Origin of the sequence: Acrocarpospora pleiomorpha, from assembly GCF_009687885.1 — a bacterium.
Taxonomy (GTDB): Bacteria; Actinomycetota; Actinomycetes; order Streptosporangiales; family Streptosporangiaceae; genus Acrocarpospora; species Acrocarpospora pleiomorpha.
Genome location: NZ_BLAF01000051.1, coordinates 1 through 23424, shown reverse-complemented (window position 1 = coordinate 23424; position 23424 = coordinate 1). Strand labels below are relative to the sequence as shown.

Annotated in this window: 25 protein-coding genes; 16 read left to right on the top strand and 9 right to left on the bottom strand. The window is 68.7% G+C overall.

Annotated features, from left to right (window positions below; genetic code table 11):
• The first annotated feature begins 173 nt into the window (after nucleotides 1-173).
• The 7 genes from Aple_RS35855 to Aple_RS35820 all read left to right on the top strand — a co-directional run bounded on the left by Aple_RS35855 (nucleotide 174) and on the right by Aple_RS35820 (nucleotide 6881).
• Complete coding sequence (locus Aple_RS35855; RefSeq protein WP_170321826.1) at nucleotides 174-2963, top strand: AfsR/SARP family transcriptional regulator; 2790 nt, start codon at nucleotides 174-176, stop codon at nucleotides 2961-2963.
• Between the two features lie 78 nt (nucleotides 2964-3041).
• Nucleotides 3042-3308, top strand: a complete 267-nt coding sequence (locus Aple_RS35850) for a DUF6289 family protein (RefSeq protein WP_155349194.1) — start codon at nucleotides 3042-3044, stop codon at nucleotides 3306-3308.
• Nucleotides 3309-3467: 159 nt separating this feature from the next.
• Entirely contained in the window at nucleotides 3468-3923 is a 456-nt protein-coding gene (locus Aple_RS35845; protein WP_246264995.1) for an ATP-binding protein, read from the top strand.
• Nucleotides 3917-4780 carry a hypothetical protein gene (locus Aple_RS35840; protein ID WP_155349192.1) on the top strand — a complete coding sequence of 288 codons (864 nt, stop codon included), beginning with the start codon at nucleotides 3917-3919 and terminating at the stop codon, nucleotides 4778-4780. Before Aple_RS35845 ends, Aple_RS35840 begins: the two co-directional genes overlap by 7 nt.
• Nucleotides 4768-5424 carry a helix-turn-helix transcriptional regulator gene (locus Aple_RS35835; RefSeq protein ID WP_155349191.1) on the top strand — a complete coding sequence of 219 codons (657 nt, stop codon included), beginning with the start codon at nucleotides 4768-4770 and terminating at the stop codon, nucleotides 5422-5424. Before Aple_RS35840 ends, Aple_RS35835 begins: the two co-directional genes overlap by 13 nt.
• Before the next feature lie 68 nt (nucleotides 5425-5492).
• Nucleotides 5493-6188 carry a helix-turn-helix domain-containing protein gene (locus tag Aple_RS53755; RefSeq protein ID WP_218038671.1) on the top strand — a complete coding sequence of 232 codons (696 nt, stop codon included), beginning with the start codon at nucleotides 5493-5495 and terminating at the stop codon, nucleotides 6186-6188.
• Nucleotides 6189-6563: 375 nt separating this feature from the next.
• Nucleotides 6564-6881 (top strand): SDR family oxidoreductase, encoded by a 318-nt coding sequence (locus Aple_RS35820; protein WP_281361639.1) that lies wholly within the window; start codon nucleotides 6564-6566, stop codon nucleotides 6879-6881.
• Nucleotides 6882-7090: 209 nt separating this feature from the next.
• On the opposite strand, the gene Aple_RS35815 is transcribed toward Aple_RS35820, so the two are convergent.
• Nucleotides 7091-7579 carry a GNAT family N-acetyltransferase gene (locus tag Aple_RS35815; RefSeq protein ID WP_155349189.1) on the bottom strand — a complete coding sequence of 163 codons (489 nt, stop codon included), beginning with the start codon at nucleotides 7577-7579 and terminating at the stop codon, nucleotides 7091-7093.
• Nucleotides 7580-7615: 36 nt separating this feature from the next.
• Between Aple_RS35815 and Aple_RS53750 the strand changes: the two genes are divergently transcribed.
• Nucleotides 7616-7771, top strand: coding sequence for a hypothetical protein (locus Aple_RS53750; RefSeq protein WP_218038670.1), 156 nt, complete (start codon nucleotides 7616-7618; stop codon nucleotides 7769-7771).
• Here Aple_RS53750 and Aple_RS35810 read toward each other — a convergent pair.
• The gene (locus Aple_RS35810) at nucleotides 7768-8289 is read right to left on the bottom strand and encodes a hypothetical protein (protein WP_155349188.1); all 522 of its coding nucleotides are present in this window, start codon (nucleotides 8287-8289) and stop codon (nucleotides 7768-7770) included. The two genes, Aple_RS53750 and Aple_RS35810, sit on opposite strands and share 4 nt — an antisense overlap.
• A gap of 221 nt (nucleotides 8290-8510) precedes the next feature.
• On the opposite strand from Aple_RS35810, the gene Aple_RS35805 reads away from it, so the two are divergent.
• The 3 genes from Aple_RS35805 to Aple_RS35795 all read left to right on the top strand — a co-directional run bounded on the left by Aple_RS35805 (nucleotide 8511) and on the right by Aple_RS35795 (nucleotide 10568).
• A complete protein-coding gene (locus Aple_RS35805; protein ID WP_155349187.1) occupies nucleotides 8511-8819 on the top strand; it encodes a calcium-binding protein in 309 nt (102 codons plus the stop codon).
• A 4-nt stretch (nucleotides 8820-8823) separates the two neighbouring features.
• Complete coding sequence (locus Aple_RS35800; protein WP_155349186.1) at nucleotides 8824-9993, top strand: hypothetical protein; 1170 nt, start codon at nucleotides 8824-8826, stop codon at nucleotides 9991-9993.
• 272 nt (nucleotides 9994-10265) lie between these two features.
• Entirely contained in the window at nucleotides 10266-10568 is a 303-nt protein-coding gene (locus tag Aple_RS35795) for a helix-turn-helix domain-containing protein (protein WP_246264991.1), read from the top strand.
• Nucleotides 10569-10715: 147 nt separating this feature from the next.
• On the opposite strand, the gene Aple_RS35790 is transcribed toward Aple_RS35795, so the two are convergent.
• Nucleotides 10716-13001, bottom strand: coding sequence for a helix-turn-helix transcriptional regulator (locus Aple_RS35790; RefSeq protein ID WP_155349185.1), 2286 nt, complete (start codon nucleotides 12999-13001; stop codon nucleotides 10716-10718).
• A gap of 143 nt (nucleotides 13002-13144) precedes the next feature.
• Here Aple_RS35790 and Aple_RS35785 point away from each other — a divergent pair, with 143 nt between their 5' ends.
• Nucleotides 13145-14128, top strand: coding sequence for an NAD(P)-dependent alcohol dehydrogenase (locus Aple_RS35785; protein WP_155349184.1), 984 nt, complete (start codon nucleotides 13145-13147; stop codon nucleotides 14126-14128).
• 4 nt (nucleotides 14129-14132) lie between these two features.
• On the opposite strand, the gene Aple_RS35780 is transcribed toward Aple_RS35785, so the two are convergent.
• A complete protein-coding gene (locus Aple_RS35780; protein ID WP_155349183.1) occupies nucleotides 14133-14873 on the bottom strand; it encodes a maleylpyruvate isomerase family mycothiol-dependent enzyme in 741 nt (246 codons plus the stop codon).
• A gap of 232 nt (nucleotides 14874-15105) precedes the next feature.
• On the opposite strand from Aple_RS35780, the gene Aple_RS35775 reads away from it, so the two are divergent.
• Entirely contained in the window at nucleotides 15106-16947 is a 1842-nt protein-coding gene (locus Aple_RS35775) for a pectate lyase-like domain-containing protein (RefSeq protein WP_155349182.1), read from the top strand.
• Here the strand turns inward: Aple_RS35775 and Aple_RS35770 are convergent.
• Entirely contained in the window at nucleotides 16925-17920 is a 996-nt protein-coding gene (locus Aple_RS35770; protein ID WP_155349181.1) for a helix-turn-helix transcriptional regulator, read from the bottom strand. The genes Aple_RS35775 and Aple_RS35770 overlap by 23 nt on opposite strands.
• A 63-nt stretch (nucleotides 17921-17983) precedes the next feature.
• Here Aple_RS35770 and Aple_RS35765 point away from each other — a divergent pair, with 63 nt between their 5' ends.
• Nucleotides 17984-19096 carry an epoxide hydrolase family protein gene (locus tag Aple_RS35765; protein ID WP_155349180.1) on the top strand — a complete coding sequence of 371 codons (1113 nt, stop codon included), beginning with the start codon at nucleotides 17984-17986 and terminating at the stop codon, nucleotides 19094-19096.
• Nucleotides 19097-19187: 91 nt separating this feature from the next.
• Here the strand turns inward: Aple_RS35765 and Aple_RS35760 are convergent, their stop codons facing one another.
• Nucleotides 19188-19412: a hypothetical protein gene (locus Aple_RS35760; RefSeq protein ID WP_218038669.1), complete on the bottom strand. Its 225-nt coding sequence runs from the start codon at nucleotides 19410-19412 to the stop codon at nucleotides 19188-19190.
• A 31-nt stretch (nucleotides 19413-19443) separates the two neighbouring features.
• Here Aple_RS35760 and Aple_RS35755 point away from each other — a divergent pair, with 31 nt between their 5' ends.
• Nucleotides 19444-20025 (top strand): TetR/AcrR family transcriptional regulator, encoded by a 582-nt coding sequence (locus Aple_RS35755; protein WP_218038668.1) that lies wholly within the window; start codon nucleotides 19444-19446, stop codon nucleotides 20023-20025.
• Between the two features lie 19 nt (nucleotides 20026-20044).
• Here Aple_RS35755 and Aple_RS35750 read toward each other — a convergent pair whose 3' ends face one another.
• Nucleotides 20045-20854, bottom strand: a complete 810-nt coding sequence (locus tag Aple_RS35750; RefSeq protein ID WP_155349177.1) for an SDR family NAD(P)-dependent oxidoreductase — start codon at nucleotides 20852-20854, stop codon at nucleotides 20045-20047.
• Entirely contained in the window at nucleotides 20851-21567 is a 717-nt protein-coding gene (locus tag Aple_RS35745; protein ID WP_155349176.1) for a hypothetical protein, read from the bottom strand. Before Aple_RS35745 ends, Aple_RS35750 begins: the two co-directional genes overlap by 4 nt.
• A gap of 54 nt (nucleotides 21568-21621) precedes the next feature.
• Between Aple_RS35745 and Aple_RS35740 the strand changes: the two genes are divergently transcribed.
• A complete protein-coding gene (locus tag Aple_RS35740) occupies nucleotides 21622-22092 on the top strand; it encodes a MarR family winged helix-turn-helix transcriptional regulator (RefSeq protein ID WP_155349175.1) in 471 nt (156 codons plus the stop codon).
• Here the strand turns inward: Aple_RS35740 and Aple_RS35735 are convergent.
• A partial coding sequence (locus Aple_RS35735) for a hydantoinase B/oxoprolinase family protein (protein WP_174889919.1) occupies nucleotides 22071-23424 on the bottom strand: 1354 nt, incomplete at its 5' end. The two genes, Aple_RS35740 and Aple_RS35735, sit on opposite strands and share 22 nt — an antisense overlap.

The following is a 23424-nucleotide window of genomic DNA, read 5'->3' as shown; positions in this document are numbered from 1 at the left end:
GGTATAGGGCCAGGTAGCGGAAGGCCCGCTTCCGCGGCGGCGGGCCATCGGCGCTCTTTGACGATGACGGCCTGCGCTCTATTCGCGCTTAACGAATTCTTGAGCTGACCGGATTCTGCTGGTTAGCTGTGTGCGCGGTGCGGCAAATGGGGCGGATTCGGGGGGAAACGGCCATGGTGCAGTTGCGGCTTCTGGGACCGATCGAGTTGTCGACTGCCACGCACGTGGTGGACCTCGGGCCGCGCAAGCAACAGGCGGTTCTCGCGGCGCTGCTGGTGGACGCGGGCAGTCCGGTGCCCATCGAGAAGATCATCGACCGGGTCTGGGGCGACGCCCCGCCCATGACGGCTCGGGGCGCCGTACACAGCTACATCACCCGGCTGCGTCGGGCCCTGTCCGAGGCCAACGCCGTCGATCGCGATACCTTGGCCGTGGAATACCGGCCGGCCGGGTACGTCCTGCAGGCGCATCGTGACCAGGTGGACCTGCACCGATTCCGGCGGTTACTCGACCACGCCAGGGCCACACGCGGCGACGACCTGCGGAGAGCGGAGCTGCTGCGGGAAGCGCTGGGCCTCTGGCGGGGCCAGCCGCTGACCGGCCTGACCGGTGCCTGGGCGGAATCTGTGCGCCGGGAGGCGACGCAGCTGCGCCTGGGCGGCGTGCTGGACCTGGCGCCGATCGAACTGGCGGCGGGCGGCGGCAACGCCATGATCGAGCAACTGCGGGTGTTGCTCGATGAGCATCCGCTGGTCGAGCCGCTGATCGCCACGCTGATTCACGCGCTGGTCGCCGCGGGGCGGAACGCCGAGGCCCTGGAACTCTATGCCGAGACGCGTCGACGCCTGGCGGACGAACTGGGCGCCGATCCGTCGCCCGAGCTGCGGCAGGCATACCATGCCGCCCTTAACGGGGATCGCCCGCCGAGCCCGGTGGAGCGCTCGCCTAAGCCACGACATGGGCCCGCTTTGCTCCCCGCCGACGTGCCGGGCTTCACCGGGCGTGCGGCCGCGCTGGCCCGACTCGATGACATGGCGGCGGCGCCGGACTGGGAACACACCGCCGTGGTGTCCGGAGTGCCTGGCGTCGGGAAGAGTGCCCTCGCGGTGCACTGGGCGCACCGCGTCCGCGACCGCTTCCCGGACGGGCAGCTCTTCGCCGACCTGCGCGGTTTCGACGCCACCCGGTCTGCGGTCACCAGTGCGCAGGTCGTCCGCGGTTTCCTCGCCGCCCTAAAGGTGTCAGCTCAGCAAACACCCGCGTCCCTGGACGCCCAGATCGATCTGTACCGCACTCTGATGGCCGACAAGCGGATGCTGGTCGTGTTGGACAACGCCCGCAGCGCCGAACAGGTCCGCCCGCTGCTGCCCGGTTCGCCCGGGTGCTTCGTCCTGGTGACCAGCCGCAATCAGCTCTCCGGTCTCATCGCCGGGTACGGCGCCCAACCGCTCGCGCTCGACGTGTTCACCGATGCGGAATCGACCGACCTGCTGGCCCGCCGCATCGGCCACCGGCGCGTGACGGAGGATACGCAGGCGGCGGAGCGCATCATCGCCTCGTGCGCCAGGCTGCCCCTGGCCCTGGTGATCACGGCGGCCCGGGCCGTCACCCGCCCGACGTTCCCGCTGCGGGTGCTGGCGGACGAGCTTCAGCAGGCCGGAACCAGCCTGGACGCCTTCCACAGCGACGACCCGGCCACCGACGTCCGTTCGATCTTCGACTGCTCCTACCAGGCCCTCGGCGCCGACGCGGCCGACCTCTTCCGGTGGCTGGGCGCACACCCCCGACCTGACGTCGGCCTCCCCGCGGCGGCCAGCGTGGCCGCGGTTCCACCGGGGCGAGCGCGTCACCTGCTGACCGAGCTCACCAGCGTCCACCTGCTGACCGAACATTCCCCGGACAGGTACGCGTTCCACGACCTGCTGAACGCTTACGCCATCGAGTTACACCAGCGCGCTGAAAGCAGCGCGGAACGCCACGAGGTGCTGGGCCGGGTTCTGGATCACTACCTGCACACCGCGTACCGCGCCGCCCTCCTGATGCACCCGGCTCGTGATCCCATCACGATCCCGGACGCGCGTCCCGGGGTGACCGCGGAGACCTTCGCGGACCATGACCAAGCCCTCGCCTGGTTCACCGCCGAACGGTCCGTGCTGCTCGCGTGCGTCGAACTCGCGGACGGGTCCTTCGACACCCACGCCTGGCAGCTGGCGTGGTCCATGAGCACGTTCCTCGACCGTACGGGCGCCTGGCACGACGCGCTGTCCGTGCACGAGCAGGCCCTCGCCGCCGCCGGGCGTCTCGAGGATCACCGCGCGCTGGCGTACAGCCGGCTGGGGCTTGCCCTGGCCCACACCCGACTGGGCGACACCGACGCCGCCGCCACGGAATACCGGCACGCGCTGACGCACTACGAACAGCTCGAGGATCTCACCGGTCAGGCGCACATCCACAGCAACCTCGCGCGCGTCTTCGAACAGCAGGGCCACCACGCGGAGGCGCTGAGCAGCGCCGAACACGCCCTCCGGCTCTACCGGGCAGCCGGCCACCAACTCTGGGAGGCCAGAGCGATCAGCGCCGTGGGGTGGTACCACATCGCCGTCGGAAACCACCGGCAAGCGCTCGACCACTGCCGACAGGCTCTGGACCAGCTGCGGAAGGCCGGAGACCGCGACGGCGAGTCGGCCACCTGGGACAGCCTCGGCCACGCCCACCACCATCAACGAGAGTACGACCAAGCCGAGACCTGCTACCGGCGCGCGCTGGCCATGCACCAACAAGACGGAGATCGCTACAACGAGGCCCTCGTCCTCACCCACCTCGGGGACAACGACAAGGCCGCAGGCCAGACCTCTGCCGCCCGTTCGCACTGGCGCCGGGCGCTGACCATCCTGACCGACCTGCGCCATCCCACCGCCGACGACGTACGGTCCCGGCTGCAGGCACCAGGCACGAGCTCGTAGGCGGCTGGTGGAACAAATATGGAACGGGATGGAACGGGATGGAACGGTCTAATAGTAGACCGATTTGGAAAGGATCCCATGAAATTCAATCGTGGCCCCATCGCGACGAGTCTGGCCGCCGGTACGACGGCACTCGGCGCGCTGGCCGTCGTCTTCACATCAACCCCGGCCCAGGCGATCCCCACTCTTCCGACCCCTTCGCCACAGGTACTCAACGTCTACAGCTTTTACGATTCACCCAACGGGAAACTCGTCGGCCAAAGGTGGAATGGCTGCGGCGACGCACCGGGCAGCTGGGGCATACAGACCAGTCACGGCGGATATAACACCGCGCCCTGCGGCTAAAGCTGGTCCGAGGTTCTGATTCTGGCTGTGGTGCGGTGCCCTGATCCCAGGCGGGCACTCATCCTCCAGGGGCGTAACCGTCGCACGGGGCGAGGATGTGCGGCGAGCGCGTATTACGGCGTACTCACTATGTGGCCCATCCGCTGGAGTGACGGGGTGATGGTAGGTCGGGCGGCCGAACTGGCCACCGTTCGCAGCATGGTCGACGGGGTGCGACGAGGCCGGGGCGGGGTTCTGCTGGTCAGCGGGGAGGCGGGCATCGGGAAGAGCCGCCTGCTCCGCGAGGCCGCCGAGCGGGCCCGGGACGCGGGGCTGGCCGTGGCGACCGGACGTGCCGTGGAGGGGGGCGGTACCTATCGCCCGCTGAGCGAAGCGCTGGGCGCGCTGCGGAGCGCCACCCCGCACCTGCTCGTCCCGGCGGGAGACGAGTTGCGCTGGCGGCACACGCTGACGCGCGAAGCGGTGCTGGCAGGCGTGACGCCGCCCGAGCGCGCCGCGGTGGCCCGCCGCGCCGCCGACGTGCTGCTGAGCCGTGGGGAACCGGCGCGCTGCACAGCGCGGAGGATCACCTGGCGCGGGCGTCGGCTACCAGCACGCTGCGACCCACGGTGGTGATCGAACACGTCCGTCTGCTCACGCTCCTCGGTCAGGCGCCCGCCGCGCTGGAGGCCGGTACCGGGGTGCTGGCCGAGGTGGTGGGCGACCAGCATGCCGAACTGTGCCTGCGGCTCGCCGAAGCGGCCATCGTCGCACGTCGCTGGGGCGAAGCCGACAGGTTCATCGAACGGGCGGGGCGGGCCGGCGACGCCCAGGCGCTGGTCCTGGCCGCCGACTCCGCGTTCGGCGCGGGAGATCTGCGGCGGGCGGCCGACCTGGCAGCGACGGCCGCCCGCCGGGCGGGACACGAGGCGCGCTGGGAGACGATGTGCCGGGCGCTCACGACTCTGGGTCGGTGCGCCATGCGCCATGACGCCGCATCGGCGCGCGTCGCCTATGCACGCGCCTCGCAGACCGGCGCGGAACACGGCCTGATTCCGGCGCGGGTCACGGCCCTTCTCGGCCTTGGCGCGGTCGAACTGCTCGACCACGCGGCCACGCCCGCACCTGTTGAGGCGCGCGAACTCGCCCGGCGTACCGGCCTGCTCGCCGAAGTGATCTGGAGCGAACTGCTGCTCGCGGACTCCGTGATCACCGCCGAAGGGCCGCAGGCGGCTCAGGGACTCGCCCAGAGCGCGGCCGAGCGGGCCGGCCGGTTGCGGCTGCCCGGCCTGGAGGGCATGGCCAAGGTGTTCGTCGCCATGGGCCACGCGGTGGCGGGCGATACGCCGGGCATGCAGGCCGTACTCGCCGGGGCCGTCGACCGCCCGCCGAGGTCACCGCCCTGGCACAGGCGACCCGCGGACTGCGCCATCTGCTCTCCCGCGACCTGCGAACCGCGTCCGCGCTGCTCGACGACGGCATGCGGGTACTGAACGGCCGCGACGAGGCAGCCCTCGTACCGCATTGGGGCATGTGGGCGCTGCTGCGGACCGTGCTCACCGACCGCGACACCGAGGCCCGCGAGACGCTGCGCCCATCCCCGGCCATGATGCGGGTGGTCAACCGCGCCGGGCTGCAGTACGCCGACGCGGTCGCCGAAGGGCGGACCGGCCAGCCCGAGCGGGCCGCCGCACTGTTCGCTGACGCCGACCAGGCTCTCGCCGAGCACCACTGGTGGCGACGCCTGCTACGGCTGCTCGCGCTGGAGGCCGCGATCGCCGACAAGTGGGGCGACCCGGTGCCCGAGCTACGCGTCGACCTGGACGCCCATGTACGCGCGGGCGAACACCAGATGGCCCGCATCTGCCGCGATCTGCTGCGCGGCGCGGGAGCGCCCACCCGGCGCGGGCGCGGCCTCGCACCGGTCCCCGCCGGCCTGCGGGCCGCCGGCGTGACCAGCCGCGAGATGGACGTTCTCGGCCTGGTCGCCGAAGGACTGACCAACGGGAAAATCGCGGAGCGCCTGGTGATCTCCCGACGCACCGTCGACACCCATGTCGCGAACCTGCTCGCCAAGACGTCCTCGGCCGGCCGCTCGGAACTACGGACCATCGCAGGCCCGATCCTGACTCGGTAGGCCCTCGACACATAGCCTTCGATAGGCAATATGACTTGCATAGCATATCACTTTGAAGTCATAATCTAATGGTGGACATCGACTGGCCAGCCGACTTCGGCAACTGGCTCGACCGGCTCGAAGCCGATGCACGCGCGGGCGATGAACACTCACGCCTCATGTTGGTCTTCACAGCCCGCGCATTGGATCAGCTACGAAACCTGTCCGAACCACCGGATCAAGAAGAGGAGACAGCCACGCTGCGATGGGTCCGCCAGTCGCGGCGCTACCCGCTGTGGCGAGTCTCCCACGCCTACCATCCAGAGGTAGCGGTCCGGCTGATCTGCTGGTTCCCGCCCGACACCGGCAAGGCGGTCGTCGCATTGTTCGTACGAGGAGAAGCCATGACCGAGCCAGAGAACACCATGTTCGTGCGGGGTAACGAGCATCTGGATCGACTCCTGTCCGACCCACAGCTTGCTGCCGAGGTCGCCCAGGCTCACGAGGCGGCCGAAGAGATGGACCGCGCCTACGCGATGAACCTGGCGATGATCCGCAAAGCCGGGCAGATGACCCAAGTGGAAGTGGCCCGCAAACTCGGGGTCGGACAGGGGGTGGTATCCCGGCTGGAGAACCGCAACGACATGCTGTTGTCAACCCTGTACGACTACCTGATGGCCACCGGCGCCGACAGCGCGAGCATCGTGGTCACCGTCCACGGATCCCGGATAGAACTCGATCTCGGTCAACTCAGGCATACCCACCCTCACCAGCGTTCAGCTTGACCACCAAGTCGCACACGTCGTCGGCGGAGGCGGTGGCGGTGTACTGGGTGGCGACGGTCAACGGGACATCAGGGGGTCCGCCGTTTCGTCCAACGGGCACCGCTCGACTGGCCCAAACCGCATTCGTCACGAGCGGAGCCTGCCCCAACCCCTCGCCCACTATGAACGCCTCGTCCACCGCCCTTAAGCCGGCTTGCCGTTATCGATCACGCTGAGGAAGCGTCACTGAGCGAACCATGCCACGACAGAGACCATGTCGGGTTCGGATGGGGACGAGAACGCATACACGTTTACTACGCGGTCGCCGACTCTGCCGGACACCGCTCTTACTTCCTCGCCTGGTTCAGCCTGCGCTTGAGCTGTTCCTGATGCGATTTGCTGCCATTCTGGGGGCTGGAAGCCGGCGGCACCGTCTACGCGATGACCAAAGCCGGCGTCGCCGGCTTCACCCGCGCCCTCGCCCGCGAAGTCAGTAGCCGCGGCATCACCGTCAACACCGTGCAACCTGGCCCGGTCGACACCGACATGAACCCCGCCGACGGCCCGTACGCCGAGATCATCCGCGCGCACATCGCCGCCGGCCGGTACGGCACCGCGGACGAGGTCGGCAGCCTCGTCACCTACCTCGCCGGCCCGGACGCGGCCTACATCACCGGCGCGACCATCAACGTCGACGGCGGCTACGCCGCCTGACGGCCCTGGTAGTCAGCGGACCAGGCGTCCATGACAGGGCTTAGGTCGTCGTCGGGGCCTGGCGCACAGCTTCATCGACGACCGCACCCGATGGCCGCAGCCACGGCGCCGTGTCGTCATACATGCAGGCACCTTCCGGGCACTAGGCGTGTTGATGCTGATCCCCAGGGCAGTCGCCTGCGTGCATGAAGTCGCACGCCAGCAGGCCATCAGAGTGCTCGGTGCATGATGTGGAGCCCGACGTAGCCCTTCGACGGGTGCCGGAAGCCCTCCGGCAGTGTGCCCAGCACGTCGAAGCCGAGCGAGCGATACAGCTTCACGGCGTGCGCATTGGTTTCCACGACCGCGTTGAACTGCATGGCGCGGAAGCCGGCCGCCCGGGCCCACTCCAGCGTGTACTCACACAGCGCTCGGCCTATGCCCCGCCCGGAGTTCGCCGGGTCGACCATGTAGCTGGCGCTCGCGATATGCGAGCCATTGCCCCAGCTGTTGTTGTTCATCTTCGCCGTACCCAGGACCGCCCCGGCATCGTCGACAGCGACAACCGTCCGGTTCGGGGCTGACAGAAGCCACCAGTCGCGGCCCTGCTCCTCGCCGAGATCGATCGGATAGGTGAAGGTCTCGCCCGCAGCGACGATCTTGTGGAAGAAGGGCCAGATGGCAGGCCAGTCCGCCGCGATGGCTTCCCTGATCATCATGCGAGCAGGATGCCAGCACCTATCGCGCGCCCACCAATGCATTTCGTTACTTCACCCCGCCTGGGTGATGCCCCGGCCCTGGGCCTACTGGACGAGATCGTCGAGCCGTCGGAGCTGACAGACGCCGTGATCAGGCTGGTGCATCGGTGGACCCGGCCCGGGGCGTACATCTCCAACGGATTCCCCGCCTAGAAGAAGCCGAAGAATTCGGGCGTCTTGAAGGTGCGCTTCGCCCCGGTTCGGGGATCTGTGGAAATGATCTTCGCGTAGAGTTCGTCCCCGCCTCCCAGGTCTTCGTTGAGCGCGTGCGAGGAGGGGTAGGAGTCGATGTCGGCGCTGAGTCCGCTCTCCGTCGAAGCCCACACGCGGGTCTGGACGGGGATATAGGCCTGGAAGTCATCCAAGTACTCCCCGCCGTCGGATCCCCACAGCTCGGCTTTGAAGAGGTAGCGGCTGGCGTTGATGATCGTCTGGGCTTCCTGCTTGCTCAACTTGCGCAGGTCGATGCCAAGGTGGAGCAGGTACTTTCCACTGCTGGTCTTGCTGATCTCGATGCATGCGTTGTATTCGGCGGTGTAGTTGCACCGCGGTGCGGCGGAGGCGGGCCCCGCCATCAGGACGATGCCGACGGCGGGCGCCGTGGCTATGGCAAGCGCCTTCATGAGGCGGCGCTTCAAGCGACCGTGGGGCCGCTGTTCTGTCGTGATCATCGTGCTCTCCAGGTGATTCGGGCGCCTTCTCGGACGGCGGCACCTCACCACCAGGGCGTGACACAACGGGACACGACGGGACACGACTTGGAACTGCGCGACCGGCTGCTGTCGCCAGAGCGGCCCTTCACACGTTTCCCGCGCTTTCCGGTGAGCTGCTCGCTTCGGGCGAGGAGCTCAGCCTGCTGCGCCGACAGTGGACAAGCCTCTATCGTGCTGCCGTGACTCCCCTTGATGCTCACCTCGACGAGCTGATCGCGCAGGCGATCGTGGATGCCTACGACGAGCACGAACAGCTTTCCGGCTTCCATGTCATGATCGAGGACAACCTCGCGGTACCGTTCGAGACGACCGTGCTGGACATCCCGGTCACCGTGAAAAAGATCGAGCACCAGTTGGGGACCGGCATCGCCGCGATCTGCCACCGCGGGCGACATCGCCAAGCCATCGGCATCCTCGACCTGCCCCTCCCCGAGCCGCGTCCGGCCGGGGCCGAGTGGATCGACGCGTACCGGCGCTGGGCCGGGTGAGTACGTGAGCGAGTATCAGTACTACGAGTTCCTGGCAGTCGACCGCCCGCTGACCGACCGGCAGCAGGCCGAGGTCCGCGCCCTGTCCACCCGCGCCAGGATCACCGCCACCAGTTTCACCAACGAATACCACTGGGGGAACTTTCACGGCGACCCGCAGGCGATGATGGAGCGCTACTACGATGCCCACCTCTACCTCACCAACTGGGGCACCCACCAGGTGATGCTCCGCCTCCCCGCCGCGCTGCTCGACCCGGCCGCCGTCGAGCGGTACTGCGTCGGCGAACAGGTCACCGCGTGGACCTCCGGCGAGCACGTGATCCTGGATATGACCAGCCAGGAGGAAGAGGAATACTGGGAAGAGGACGTCGAGCGCTCCCTGTCGGCGATCGTCGGAGTCCGCGCCGAGCTGGCCGCCGGTGACCTGCGCCCGCTGTATCTGGCGTGGCTGTCCGCCTATGGGGCGTGGGAACGGGACGAGGATGCCTTCGACTACTCCGACGAGGACGAGCTCGAACCACCCGTCCCGCCGGGACTCGGCTCCCTGACCGCCGCCCAGCGTGCCCTGGCCGATTTCCTGCGCCTGGATGACGACCTCCTCGCCGTCGCGGCCGAAGCCAGCCCGGCAGCACAAGCCGTGGGACCAGACCGGGCCGCCCTGAGCGCCTGGATCCGCGACCTGCCCGCCACCAGGAAGGACGCCCTGCTGCTGCGAGTCGCCGAAGACGACGCCGCCCGTGTGCGGCTCGAACTGCTCGCCACGTTCCGCGGCAAGAACGGGACTGTTGCCGAGCCGAAGCCGGGCCGTACGGTCGCCGAACTGCTGGACGCCACCGCCAACCGCCGGCACGCCCGCGAGCAGCAGGAAGCCGCCCTCCTCGCCGAGCAGCAGGCGCACCGTGAACGCGAGCGCGCGGCGGCCCGCAAGCGCCACCTCGACGAGCTCGCCCAGGACGTCGAAGCGGCCTGGGCGCGAGTGGAGTCCCTCATCGACACCAAGAAGCCCCGCGACTACGACCAGGCCGTCGATCTCCTGCGCGACCTGCAAGCTGTCGCCTACCGCGACGATCGCATCGAGACGTTCACCAAGCGGTTCACCCACCTGCGGGAACAGCACTTGAGCAAGCCCAGCCTGATCAAGCGGTTCAACAACGCCGGACTCATCCCGGACTGAGCTGACCGGTGCCATCCAAGGCACCCTTCGCACGGCCGCCCAGCATCTCGTCGACCCGTCGCATCTCACGTACCACAGAATGATCTCCGCGAACGGCTCGACGTCGACGTCATCCGGCCCACGGTCAGCGGGCAGCAGCAAACTCGCGCGGTTGGCCGAGCCGGATGAGCCCCTCACAGGGAATGGAACCGGTGGTACCGCGCCGCGATCCCCCTGGTAGAAGAACGCTACGCCGCATACCGCGCCGAGAAGGAGAAGGAAGAGGACGGACGATGAGCGAGTTCGTGAAATGGTCCGACGCCAAGGCCAAGATCCGTGACATCGACCCCGACTGGGACTCCCCCGAGCGGGTCGCCGCCCGGGAGGCCAGCCGCGAGCAACTGCGGGCAGAACTGCGCGGCACCCAGCTCGCCGAGATGCGCAAGCGTCTGGGTATGTCCCAGAAACTTCTCGCCGAGCGAATGGGCATCTCCCAGGCACGCATCTCCCAGATCGAACATGGCCAGATCGGCGGCCTGGACACTGTTCGCGCCTACGTCACCGCGCTGGGGGGGAACACTGGACGTCGTGGCTGACTTCGGCGACCACTCGGTGAAAGTCGCCTGACCTTTGGGCGATGGCTCGCAGTTGCTCAGTGCTTCCAGGAAACGTTCCAAGGAGGGAAACCGGCCTAGCCTGGGACGGGCGGGCCGAGCTGTACGGCCAGCAGGGCTGGCCCGGCGTCACCGCTGCGGTGAGGCCACCCAGGCGGCGATCTGCGTACGCGAATGGAATCCGAGCTTGTTCAGGATGCTGCGGACATGGCTGTCGACGGTGTGCTCGGAGATGAACAGCCGGGCCCCGATCTGCTTGTTGCTGAGGCCCTCGGCGACCAGCTGCGCGACCTGCGCCTCCCGCCTTCCCAGCGGCGGTGTGGCCGGATCCGCCGGCGCGGCCTCGGCGTCGGGCGCGGGCTCGCCAAGCGCCAGCCTGATCGCGGCGTCGCGGCTGAGTCGTTTCCCGCTTTCGAACTCCTTCTCGAACCCGGGATCGCCGAGCGCCGTCCTCGCCGCCTCCCCGGCCGTGGTCAGCAACGGGCCGAGGAAGGTCATGACGCGGGCACCGACTCCCGCCCGGACGGTCTCCCCCGCCCCGAGCAGCCGGGCCGCGAGCCGCGCCCGGCCGGTCATCGCGGCGTGGCAGCCTAGGGCGTCGAGCAGGTAATACTGCGCCACGCGGTCGTCGATCCGCTCGGCGATTCGCAGACCCTCCGTGAACAGCGGCTCGGAGCCGTCGAGATCACCGGCCATCAGCATGGCGGAGCCGAGGTTCAGCAGCATCATGCCGAGGCTGTAGTCGTCGCCCACGTGGCGGCTGAGACGCACGCCCTCCCCCGCCGCCGCGCGGACCGCGTCGACGTCCCCGGCGTACAGGCCGGTGAAGGCGCGTGCCTGGAGCAGCATGAGCGTGGCCGGTAGGTCTCCGGCGTCGGCCATGGCGGTTTGGGCTTCGGCGGCCAGGCGGAGCACCGACGCGCGGTCTCCGGTCATGCTGGCGGCGATCGAAGCCAGGGAGAGTGATTGGGACAGCAGGCTGTGCTGGCCCGCCTCCTGGGCCGCCGCCACCGCCTGTTCCAGCGCGGGACCGGCGGACGCGGGATCCGATTGCAGGACGGCCAGGAATCCACGCATGAAATACGCCTGGGCGCGGGTCCGCAGGCCGCCGCCATCGAAGGCGAGCAGTTCGTCGAGCCATCGGGCGCCTTCTCCGGTGGCCCGCGTGATCCAGTACCAGCCGAGTGAGTAGGCCAGGCCGATTCCGTGCGCGGATGCCTCCGGTGTCAGGCATTTCCGCAGGATGAACCGGACATTGTCGATCTCCAGATCCATCCATTCGAGCCACTCGACGAGCCGGAACCGGGCTTCGGCCGCGGATCGCCGGCATCTCGCGCCGTAGTATTCGGCGCATCGCCGTTCGAGGGTCTCCTCCTCGCCGGCCTCCCGCAGTTTGATGGCGGCGTACTCGCGCATCGTCTCGTGCAGGCGGTAACAGGCGAAACCCTTCGCGTCCTCCTTCATCACCAGCGATTTGCCCACCAGCGACGACAACACATCGAGCGCCGGCACGTCACCGTAGGCGCAAACCGACTCGATGTCGTCGAGCGTGAACCGTCCCGCGAACACGCACAACCGCCGCAGTAGCGCCTGCTCGCCCGCCTCCAGCAGGTTGTGGCTCCAGTCAATGGTGGTCCGGAGCGTCTGCTGGCGCGGCAGCGCGACGCTTCCCCCTCCGGTGAGCAGCCCGAACCGGTCGCTCAGGCGCTCGAGGATCTGCTCCGCGCTGAGCACCCGCGTCCTGACCGCCGCCAGCTCGATCGCCAGCGGCACCCCGTCGAGACGACGGCACAGGTCGGCCACGGCCGCCTGATTGGCGGCGGTCAACTCGAACCTGCCGGAACCGGCCGCGGCCCGTTCCACGAACAGCGTGACCGCCTCGTTCTGCCGCAGCCGCGCGAGCGGCACGTCCGCGGCCGGCAGATCGAGCGGAGGAACCGGCACCACATGCTCACCGGGCACCGCGAGCGGCTCCCGGCTGGTGGCTATCACCCGCACGCCCGGCGCCGCCTTCATGACCTCCGCCACCAGCCGGGCGGCCCCGGCGAGCAGGTGCTCGCAGTTGTCCACCACCAGCAGCAATTTCTTGGTTCCCAGGTACGACCGCAGCAGCGCCAAGGGCTCGGCCGCCGCCTGATCCCGCAGATCCAGGGCCGCCATGACGGCCTCCCCGACCAGCGCGGGATCCCGCACTTCGGCGAGTTCGACCAGCCACGCGCCGTCCGGGAACGCGCGCCCGAGTTCGGCCGCGGCCCGGACCGCCAGCCGGGTCTTGCCGACGCCGCCAGGACCGGTGAGGCAGACCAGGCGTGCCTCGGTGAGCTTCTTCCTGACTTCTGCCAGCTCGCGGCGGCGGCCGATGAAGCTGGTCGTCTCGGCCTGCAGGTTGCCCGGGCGGCGCGGAGGTCTGGCCATGGTTGAAACGGAGACTACCCCGGCACGCGTACCGACGGAGGAATCACGAATTTCATTGATTTCGGCGTTTCCGCGTGCCGCCTAGGCTGGCGAGCAACGATTCGGCTACCGGGCGTGACCGGCCGAGGTGAAGTGAGGCCATCATGAAGGCAATCCGCTACCACGCTTACGGTCCGCCGGAGGTGCTCCGGCTCCAGGAGGTGGATCCGCCCGCCGTCGGCGACGACGAGGTGCTCATTCGCGTACGCGCGGCCTCGGTCAACCCGCTGGACTGGCACTTCATGCGGGGTGCGCCATACCTGGCCCGGCTGGCGTGGGGCCTCACCCGCCCCAGGGGCACCTCCCTGGGCGCGGACCTGGCGGGGCACGTCGAAGCCGTGGGCCGCGACGTCACTGAGTTCAAGCGCGGTGACGAGGTGTTCGGCAGCAGGGGCCTGTCCACCGCAGAACGCGCGGCGGCCTTCGCCGAGTACGCCACCCTGCCCGCGAGCGGCGCGCTGCTCAAGAAGCCGGCGAACCTGACCTTCGAGCAGGCGGCGGCCGTCCCGGTGGCGGCGCTGACCGCCTTGCAGGCACTGCGCGGCCGGGTAAGGCCGGGGCAGAAGGTCCTGGTCAACGGCGCGGCGGGCGGGACGGGGACGTTCACGGTGCAGCTCGCCAAGACGATGGGGGCCGAGGTGACGGGGGTGTGCAGCACGCCGAACGTCGGGCTTGTCCTGTCGATCGGCGCCGACCATGTGGTCGACTACACCAAGGAGGATTTCACCCATTCGGGGAAGCGCTACGACCTGCTGGTCGACCTGGTGGGGAACCGGAGGCCGGGGGAATGCCGACGCGTTCTGGCCCCCAGGGGGGTTCTGGTGGGAGCCGCGCCGTCCAAGGGCCAGTGGATCGGCCCGGTGATCGGGATGCTCCGGGTGATTCTCCTGTCGCGGATGGTGAGCCAGACGATGCTCACCTTCCTGGCCCAGATCAGCAAGGACGACCTCACCGAGCTGCGCGAGCTTCTCGAAGCCGGGAAGATCACACCGATCATCGACAGAACCTATCCGCTGACGGAATTGCCCGAGGCCGTCGCTTACCTCGAGACGGGACGCGCCAGGGGAAAGGTCGTCATCACGATGTGACCGGTCAGAACGGCGTGCGTTCCAGCCAGGTGGCCCAGACGTCTTCCGCACCGAAGACTTGCACGTCGGTGGCCGGGCGGCGGAGCAGGGCCAGCAGTAGATCCACCGCGCGCCCGCGCACGGCCGTCGTGGCCTTGCCGTGGCCATGGTCCCAGGTGACACCGCCCTCCCCACCCTTGATCATCCATTCACCGGACGGCCCGAGGTCGTCGGTGGCGTGGATATGGAGGGTGACGCCGGGATCGAGCGAGGCCGGCCGCCCGAGCCGCTGCGTGTCGGCCACCATGTCGAGCCATTCGCTGATGCCGTCCGCGGCCAGCGGGGCCGCCAGCTCGTAGGGCACGCCCAGCGCGAGCGCGGCGTCCGCCCGGTGCACCGTCGCCTCGTGCAGCCTGCGCCGCACCCACCAGGCCGCCGGACGCGGACCGAAGAACGTCCAGGCGGCGGTGTCCGCGCCGATGTCCGCGATCGCGTCGGCGAGGGCGCGCGGTCCGCCGTGCAGCCACCTGATGGCGCCGTCGGGATCCGCGGGCGGCTTTCCGTCCCGGACCGTACGGGGATCGAGAAACTCCTCCACCCGGTCCCGCACGATCTGGGCCGCCCAACGGTCACCCCGGCCGACATGCCGGAACAGCTGCTGAAGCGTCCAACCCGGACAGGTCGGCACCGGCGTCGCCGGGTCCGCGTCGCGGATCAGCTCACCGAACAACATGTTCTGCTCAACCAGGGCTGCGGCGTAGTCCACGGCGAGATCCTCTCCTGCAACAACCAGAACATGCGCATCAGACCATACGCGCCGTCTTGTGCTCCAGCCAGTTCACGCGATAGAAACGTGGCAATACTTCAATCCTTGATACAAGTATTACGCAGCGAGAGAGAGCGCTCTCGTGGTCCTGCGGTGTCGGCCGCCGTTGAAGGATCTCCGCACCCCCCAATGGCCGTCCAGGAAGCGCTGCACAGCAGTGGAAAGGACCTGTATGACGACCCACCTGCACATCGGTCGGGCGTTCACGTTCGGTGTCGTGCTGGCGACCGCGGTCATGACGGCGGGACTGCCCGCCACGGCCGCCTCACACCACGGCACCCCTGATCTCGGGCCGAACGTCACCGTCTTCGATCCGAGCATGCCCGTCACCGAAATCCAGGCGACCCTGAACGCGGCACACGCCGCTCAGGTCGACAACGAGATGGGTACCACGCGCCACGCGTACCTCTTCAAGCCCGGCTCGTACGGCACCGCGGAACAACCGCTCCAGTTCAAGGTCGGCTACTACACCGAGATCGCCGGCCTGGGCGCCTCCCCCACCGACGTCGTCATCAACGGCAAGGTCGAGGTCTACAACCGCTGCCTGGCGGACGGCGGCACCGGCAACTGCCTCGCGCTCGTCAACTTCTGGCGCACCCTGTCCAACCTGTCGATCAACATCAACGCGGCCGGCCAGGACGGCTGCCGGTCGTCGGCGAACTTCTGGGCCGTCTCCCAGGCGGTGTCCCTGCGCCGTCTCAACATCAGCGGCGGCAACCTGTCGCTGATGGACTACTGCACCGCCGGCCCGCAGTACGCCAGCGGCGGCTTCATCGCCGACTCCAAGCTGCCGTCCGTCACGAACGGATCGCAGCAGCAGTGGCTGACCCGCAACAGCGAGGTCGCCGGTTGGTCGAACGCCGTGTGGAACCAGGTCTTCTCGGGCGTCGTCCGCGCACCGGACGAGACCGCGTTCCCGAGCCCGCCGTACACCACCCTCGAGACCACTCCCGTCAGCCGCGAGAAGCCCTACTTGTTCGTTGACGCGCAGGGCGATTACAACGTCCGCGTACCCGCCGCCCAGAAGGGCACACGCGGTATCACGTGGGCCAACGGCATGACCCCGGGTTATACGCTGCCGATCAGCGACTTCTTCATCGCGAAGCCGTCGGATTCGGTGAAGGTCATCAACAAAGCGCTCGAAAGCGGCAAGCACCTGCTGCTCACGCCCGGCGTGTACGACATCGAGAAGAGCATCGACATCGAGCGCCCGAACACGGTCGTCCTCGGCATCGGGCACGCCACGCTCACCGCCGTCAACGCCTCGACCCCGGTCGAGGTCGACGACGTCCCCGGCGTGATCGTCGCCGGCGTGACCATCGACGCGGGTCTCAAGAAGTCGCAGGTTCTGCTGAAGGTGGGCAAGAAGGACAAGAGGAGCCACAGCTCGGCGGACAATCCGACAACTCTGTCCGACGTGTACTTCCGCGTTGGCGGACCGCACGTCGGCAGGACCAACACCGCGCTCGAGGTCAACAGCGACCACGTGCTCATCGACCACACCTGGGTGTGGCGCGCCGACCACGGTGTCGAAGGCTTCACCGACACCCAGCGCTGGAACACCAACACCGGCCGCAACGGCGCCATCATCAACGGCGACCACGTGACCGCGACCGGCCTGTTCGTCGAGCACTTCCAGCGGCACAACACCATCTGGAACGGCGAGGACGGCACGACGATCCTTTACCAGAACGAGCTGCCGTATGACCCGCCGACCCAGGCCGACTGGATGGACGGCGATGTCGAGGGCTATGCCGGCTACAAGGTAGGCAGGCACGTGAAGAGGCACCTCCTCTACGGCGGTGGGGTCTACGTCTTCAACCAGAACAACCCGTCGATCCACACCGAGAACGGCTTCGAGGTTCCGGCGACCCCGGGCGTCAAGCTGCACCACATCATGACCGTCAACCTCAGTGCCGGAATCATCGACCACGTCGTCAACGGCGTGGGCGACGCGGCCGACACGACCAAGATCGGTGCGCCGGTGTACATCACGGATTACCCGGCCCCGTAATGCCCGCCCTGGTGGGCCGGATCTCCGGCCCACCAGTAGCGTCGGCGAGTCGGGTGGTGAGCGCGCGGATGTGCTCGATCAGCTCAGGCGGCTCGTGAACGGTGAAGGGCACCCCCGTCAGCGCCACCCAGAGAGCCAGCTCGTCGAGCGAGTTGGAGCCGCAGGTCAGCAGGCATGTCCCCGCGTCGATGGGCTCGACCGTACCTGCCGTCGGGGCGACGCGCTCGGCCACGATCGCGGCGGGCGCCCGCATGGTGAAGCGGCCCTGGTAACGGTAAGGCGCGCTCGATATCGCCTGGGAGGTGTATCCGGCGAGGTCGGCGGCGGGCGGGTCACGCGGGACGAAACGCGGGCCGTTGGGACTGAGGAGAGCGAGCCGGTCGAGGCGGAAGGTGCGCCAGTCCGCACGCTCGGTGTCATAGGCGACCAGATACCAGCGGCGACCGGTGGCCACGAGCCGGTACGGCTCCACCAGACGTCTGCTCTGCCCTCCGTCATGGGCACGGTAGTCGAACCGCAGCATCTCATGGTCGCGGCAGGCCGCCGTAACCACGATCAGGGTGTCCGGATCGACCGCAGGCCCGCCCGTCATCATGGGAACGGTCATCGACTGCAGCGCGCGGACACGATGCCGCAGCCGGGACGGCAACACCTGCTCCAGTTTGGCCAGCGCCCGCACCGAACTGTCCGCGATACCGGTCACGCCCGCGGCCGTACGCAACCCCACGGCCACCGCCACCGCCTCCTCATCGTCCAGCAGCAACGGCGGCAGATCGGACCCGGCACCGAGCCGGTACCCCGACACCCCCGCGACGGCGTTCACGACGTACCCGAGTTCACGCAGCCGGTCGACGTCACGGCGGACGGTACGCGGGCTCACCCCGAGCCGATCAGCCAGTTCCGCGCCCGACCATTGACAATGGGTCTGCAACAGCGACAGCAGCCGGAGCAGGCGAGCCGAGGTTTCCACCATGTCATCCAATGTGCCGTGTACCTAGGACTCATCCTGGCCTAGGCGGCCCATAGCGTCTGCGACATGAGCAACGAGATTCGCCCCTTCCGTATCGAGATCCCCCAGGCCGAGCTGGATGACCTGCGCGACCGGCTGGCCCGTACGCGCTGGCCGAGCGAAATCGCCGACCAGGGCTGGAGCCGTGGCGTCCCGGTCGGCTATCTGCGGGAGCTGGCCGCCTACTGGGCCGACGGCTACGACTGGCGGGCCTGGGAAGCAAGGCTGAACGCCTACCCGCAGTTCACCACCGAGATCGACGGAACGAACATCCGCTTCCTCCATGTACGCTCCGACAGCCCCGACGCCCTGCCGCTGATCCTCACCCACGGCTGGCCCGGCTCGATCGTGGAGTTCCTCGACCTGATCAAGCCGCTGTCGCGGGACTTCCACCTGGTCATCCCCTCCATCCCCGGCTTCGGGTTCTCCGGCCCGACCGGCGAGCCAGGCTGGACGACCCGGCGCGTCGCCGCGGCCTGGGCCGAACTCATGCGCAGGCTCGGTTACGACAGGTACGGCGCCCAGGGCGGCGACTTCGGCAGCGGGATCTCCCGCGCGCTGGGCCTGGAGGCTCCCGGCAACGTCGTCGCGGTGCACGTCAACGGTGGCACGACCTACCCCAGCGCGGGCGAGGACGACCCCACGCTCACCGAGCGCGAGCGTGCCAGGGTGCGGCGGATGAACGAGTTCATGACCGAGGCGGGCGGATATATCGCCATCCAGTCCACCAGACCGCAGACCCTCTCCTACGGCCTGACCGACTCACCCGCCGGCCAGCTCGCCTGGATCATCGACAAGATCAGGGACATGACCGACCTGGCCAAGGAACTCCCGCACGAGGCGATCAATCGCGATCTGCTGCTCACCCACGTCACGATCTACTGGCTGACCGGCACGGCGGGCTCCTCGGCGGCGCTCTACTACGAGGACGGGCACGCCTGGGGCGCTCCGGAGCCGTCTCCCGTGCCGACGGCCGTGGCGCTGTTCACCGTCCAGGACATCGCCCTGCGCCGCGATGAGGAGAAGGTCAACAACGTCGTGCGCTGGTCCGACTTCGACCGCGGCGGGCACTTCGCCGCGATGGAGGCCCCCGACCTGCTGCTCGGTGACATCCGCGAATTCTTCGCCGCCTTCAGGTGACCGGGCAGGGTTGATCAGTGCGTCGGCCTACCGGACCACCTTCCACGAGGCTTCTGCGAAGGTGCCGTTCGGCGCGGGACGGCGGCACAGATCAGTCGCTGTTCGTGCTGGGACCCAGCGGCTCGCCGACCGGAGATGAGCCGCTGGGACTGGGCTCCTTGAGTTCGACGAAGAGCGTGTGCGTGTCGGTGTCGCCGATGTTCTCGCCGTGATGCTCCTGGGCGGCCAGCCACCGCACCTGCCCCGCCGGAAGCTCGACCTCCACCTCCCGCCCGCCGGTGGCGACCCTCCGGCGGAAGGAACTCAGCGTGTACATAACGCTGTCGGGATGCCGATGAGGGTTGGTCTTGGCACCCGGCCGGTCCCTGTACTCCAGGACCCGAACGCGCGAGGCGCTGGTCGCGGCGACCCGCAAGCTGTTGGCCGACGGCCTGACCCCGACCGTCGAGGAAGCCGCCGCCGCCGCGCACATCTCGCGGACGACGGCCTACCGCTACTTCCCCAACCAGCGCACGCTGTTGACGGCCGCCCATCCAGAGATCGAGCACCACTCCCTGCTGCCCGAAGACCCACCACGCGACGTCGAAACCCGGCTGGACCTGGTCATGCAGGCATTCACCCGCATCACCATCGAATGGGAACCACAACTGCGCGCCTCGCTGCGCCTATCCCTCGAACCCGACGCGGACCAACCCCTGCTACGCGGCGGACGGGCCGTCGGCTGGATCGAGGACGCCCTGGCCCCGCTACACGAAACCCATCCAGACCTCGACGTTCGCCGCCTCGCTGTGGCAATCCGATCCGCCACCGGCATCGAAACACTCATCTGGCTCACCGACATCGCCGGCCTCACCCGCGATGCCGCCGCCGAACTCATGCGCTGGACCGCCCGCACCATGCTGCACGCCACGCTCGCCGGGGCCGCCTGATCAACCCCCGCCTCGACGGCTAACGTCGCTCGATGAGTTCGACGACGTCGCGCAGGGCGCGATCCTGCGGTTCCGGGTCGCGTAGCCGGTCGGGAATGGGCATGAGCCTGCCGTTGCCCTCATAGAAGTCGCCCGACCCGATCTCCTCGGCGGCGAGCGCGGTGGGGGTGTGCGCCGCTTTCCGGGGAGAGCCGCGGCGTTGGATCAGTCGCATGAGGGGCCACACGTACCGCCAGGCGGGCACGTCATCCCGGGTCAGGGCCCGCACCCCCGGTGTCCAGGCCATCCCTGGGTTCACGGCGTTGATCCTGGCCCTGCCCGCGAGGGCGCGGGCCAGGCTCAGCGTCGCGAGGAGGTTCAGTTGCTTGGCCCGCGCGTATGCGCTGATCGCCGAGTACGTGCCCGGCTCTGTGAAGGGGTCGCCGGTGTGCATCGTGAAGGCGCTGGACACAATCTGTACGATGCGGGCGCGGTCGCCCAGGAGCGGAAGCAGCGCTTGAGTAAGAACGATGGGGCCTAGGTAGTTCAGTGACAGCGTGGCCTCGTGGCCCTCGGCGGTGCGGGTTCGCCGAGTGAAGGCGGCGCCGCCCACGTTGTTGACGACGACGTCCAGGTGGGACACCTCCCGCGGCAGGAGGTGCGCGAGGGAGAGATTGCCTGCCACGGTCAGGTGGTCGACGCGTACGAATCTCGTGCCGAGTTCGGCCGCGGCAGCGGCACCTCGGTCCTCGTCCCGGCCGGTGACGATCACGCTCGCGCCCGTCCGGGCAAGGTTGCGCGCGATCTCCAGGCCGATCCCGCCGGTGCCGCCGGTGACGAGGGCGATCATGGGCGTTCCCGGTTCGCGGCGGCTCGGGTCTGGGGCAGCAGGAATCCAACAATGATCAGCCAGATCGCCCCGCCGAATCGGCCGATGGGCAGCAATACCTGCAGGGGCTCGACGACCATCGAGACGAAGCTCAGCTCGGACAGCGCCGCGATGACCAGTCCGGTCCAGGCCAGCCAGGCCGGCACCAGCTTCAGGATGAGGGCCGGCACGGCCAGACCGGCGACGAGCAATCCGAGTCCGACGACGTATCCCACACCGCCCGTGATAAAGGAGAGATAGGCGAGCGCGTGGGTGAGCGCGCCGTCAACGCTCACTTCGGCACGGCTCAACACCCAGGTCGTCATCGACGAGACCAGGAGAAGCAGGCTCGCCGTGATCCCGCCGTACAACCCGATGGCGGGGCCGGGAACCCGGATGCCCAATCGCAGCTGACGCGCATAGACGGTCGCGGCGTAGATCCCCAGGGGGACGGCCGATCCGAACTGGAAGAGAGCGGCGACCCGGGTGGCGAACGCGTGATCGGCGAATCGCGCGACCACGTCACTCGTTTCGGCGAACGGGGACTGCAGGGTGGCTCCGCCGGACAGGGCGGCTCCAACGATCAGCCCGGCCAGGAACAGGGCCAGGCTGATGAGAGCCAGCAGGCCGGGATGGGGGCCACCCCCACGGCGGGGGCCTGTGGCGACGTAGTCGGTGGACGATGATTCGGTCATAGCTAGAATGATTCATAGGCTGAATCATTCTGTCAATCCCCTTATGCTGATGACGTGACTGACGCATCCACTTGGCGCCGCCTGGGCTTCCTCCTCACGCAGCTGGGCACGTTCGCCTCGGCCCGCTTCGCCGAGCGGGTCCGCGATCTCGGTCTTGTTCCGTCGGATGCCGGCGTGCTGCGCCTGCTCTCGCGTAACCCCGGAATGAGTCAGCGAGACCTGGCAGGTCGGCTCGGCACCGTGCCGAGCCGAGTGGTGGTGCTCATCGACTCACTCGAAGACCGTGGACTGGTGGCCCGCACCCGCAGCCAGAACGACCGCCGCAACCACGAGTTGCGCCTGACGGACGCGGGCCACGCGACCATGGGCGCGCTCCGCGGCATCGCGGAAGCCCACGAGCGTGAGCTGTTCGCCTCGCTCGACGACGAGGAACGCCGCTTACTCCAGGGCATCCTGGCGAAGCTCGCGGCCGGCTTCGGCCTCGACGCCGAGGTTCATCCTGGCTATTCCGAGCGCGGGCAATAGTTCGCAGGCGGGCGTCTTGGCGCGGCCACGCGCACTCTGGTCTCCAGCAGGGTTCCGCAGGATGGGCTGATGAACTCCTCCAGCAGGACGGCGGGCTCGCCGGACCGGGGCCGGATCCGGACGCCGAGTTCGGCCAGGCGTTCGGCGGCGGGGCGGGTCTGGATCACGGCGTCGTCGTGCCAGTCGTCGGCGGTGCTGATCAGGGCGCCGCTGGCCGGGCAGTACCAGTGGCCGTCCGTCCCCAGGTGGGGGACGGAAGCTCCGGCGGAGCCGATCGCCGAGTCCAGGATCGGTTTCGCGGGGGGCGTGCCCGCCAGCCGTTCGGCGCGGAGCGCGTCTCTGCGTGCGGCGGTCGCGGCGGCGTCGGCGTGGTCGCCGTCGAGCACCACGCCATACACGCTCTCGGCCACGGCCGCGGTCACGTAGCCGTCGTTGACGTCCTGCGCGACCCGCGCTGGGTCGCGCAGGACGGGGTCACCATAGCCGCCTCCGCCGGCGTTCCACTGGATGAAGACGTCGCTGTGCCGGACGGTGAGGTCGTGCTGGTTGATGTCCAGCAGTCGCCTGTCGGTCGAGGACAGCGTCTCGTCGGTGGGGATGGCGCCGTCGGACATGAGCTGCCAGACGTCGGTGTCGTGGCACAGGAGGTGGCCGCTGCCGCCGCCGGGCAGACCGCCGCCGTAGCCGTCGGCGGGCACCTGAGCGCTCGGCGCGAACACGGTCTGGGTCACCTGGCTCGCCCCGTGCAACGTCCAGGCGAACTCATGCCCGAGGCCGCCCCGATGCGCGCCGTGGCCCGCGCTGGCCGGGGCCAGCCGCTTCCACAGATAGAGCACCGGGTAGAGCATCTCGTTCATCTCCACATCCGGCAGCATGTTGTTCATCTGCGTCATCATCCCGGCGCAGTCCAGGCCGTCGGCTTCCGGCTGGGCGCCGGCTCCCATGCCGCCGCCGTCCATGTTGAACAGCACGAAGTACTCGCCGTCCTCACGGGTTCCGGCCGAGATCCCACCCGTCCAGGAATCGGCCCAGACCCCTTGCGTACGCTCCCGGAGCACCGGATCGGCACTGCCCCGGCACGCCTGGTTGAACAGCTTGACGATCAGCCTGCTCACCCGGGCGCCGGTGGTCAGGTGGCCGTTGCTGATCGGCGCCGGCGGGCGCGGGTTGACGATGCTGCCCGGCTCGGCGACCACCTCGAACGCCGTCATGACCCCTTCGTTGAACGGCACGTCCCACGCCAGGATCGGCACGACCGCGGTGGCCACGCTACCCACCAGGGCGCCGTAGCTGCAGTTGACGAACCCGTCGGTCTGCGGGCTGGACCCGGTG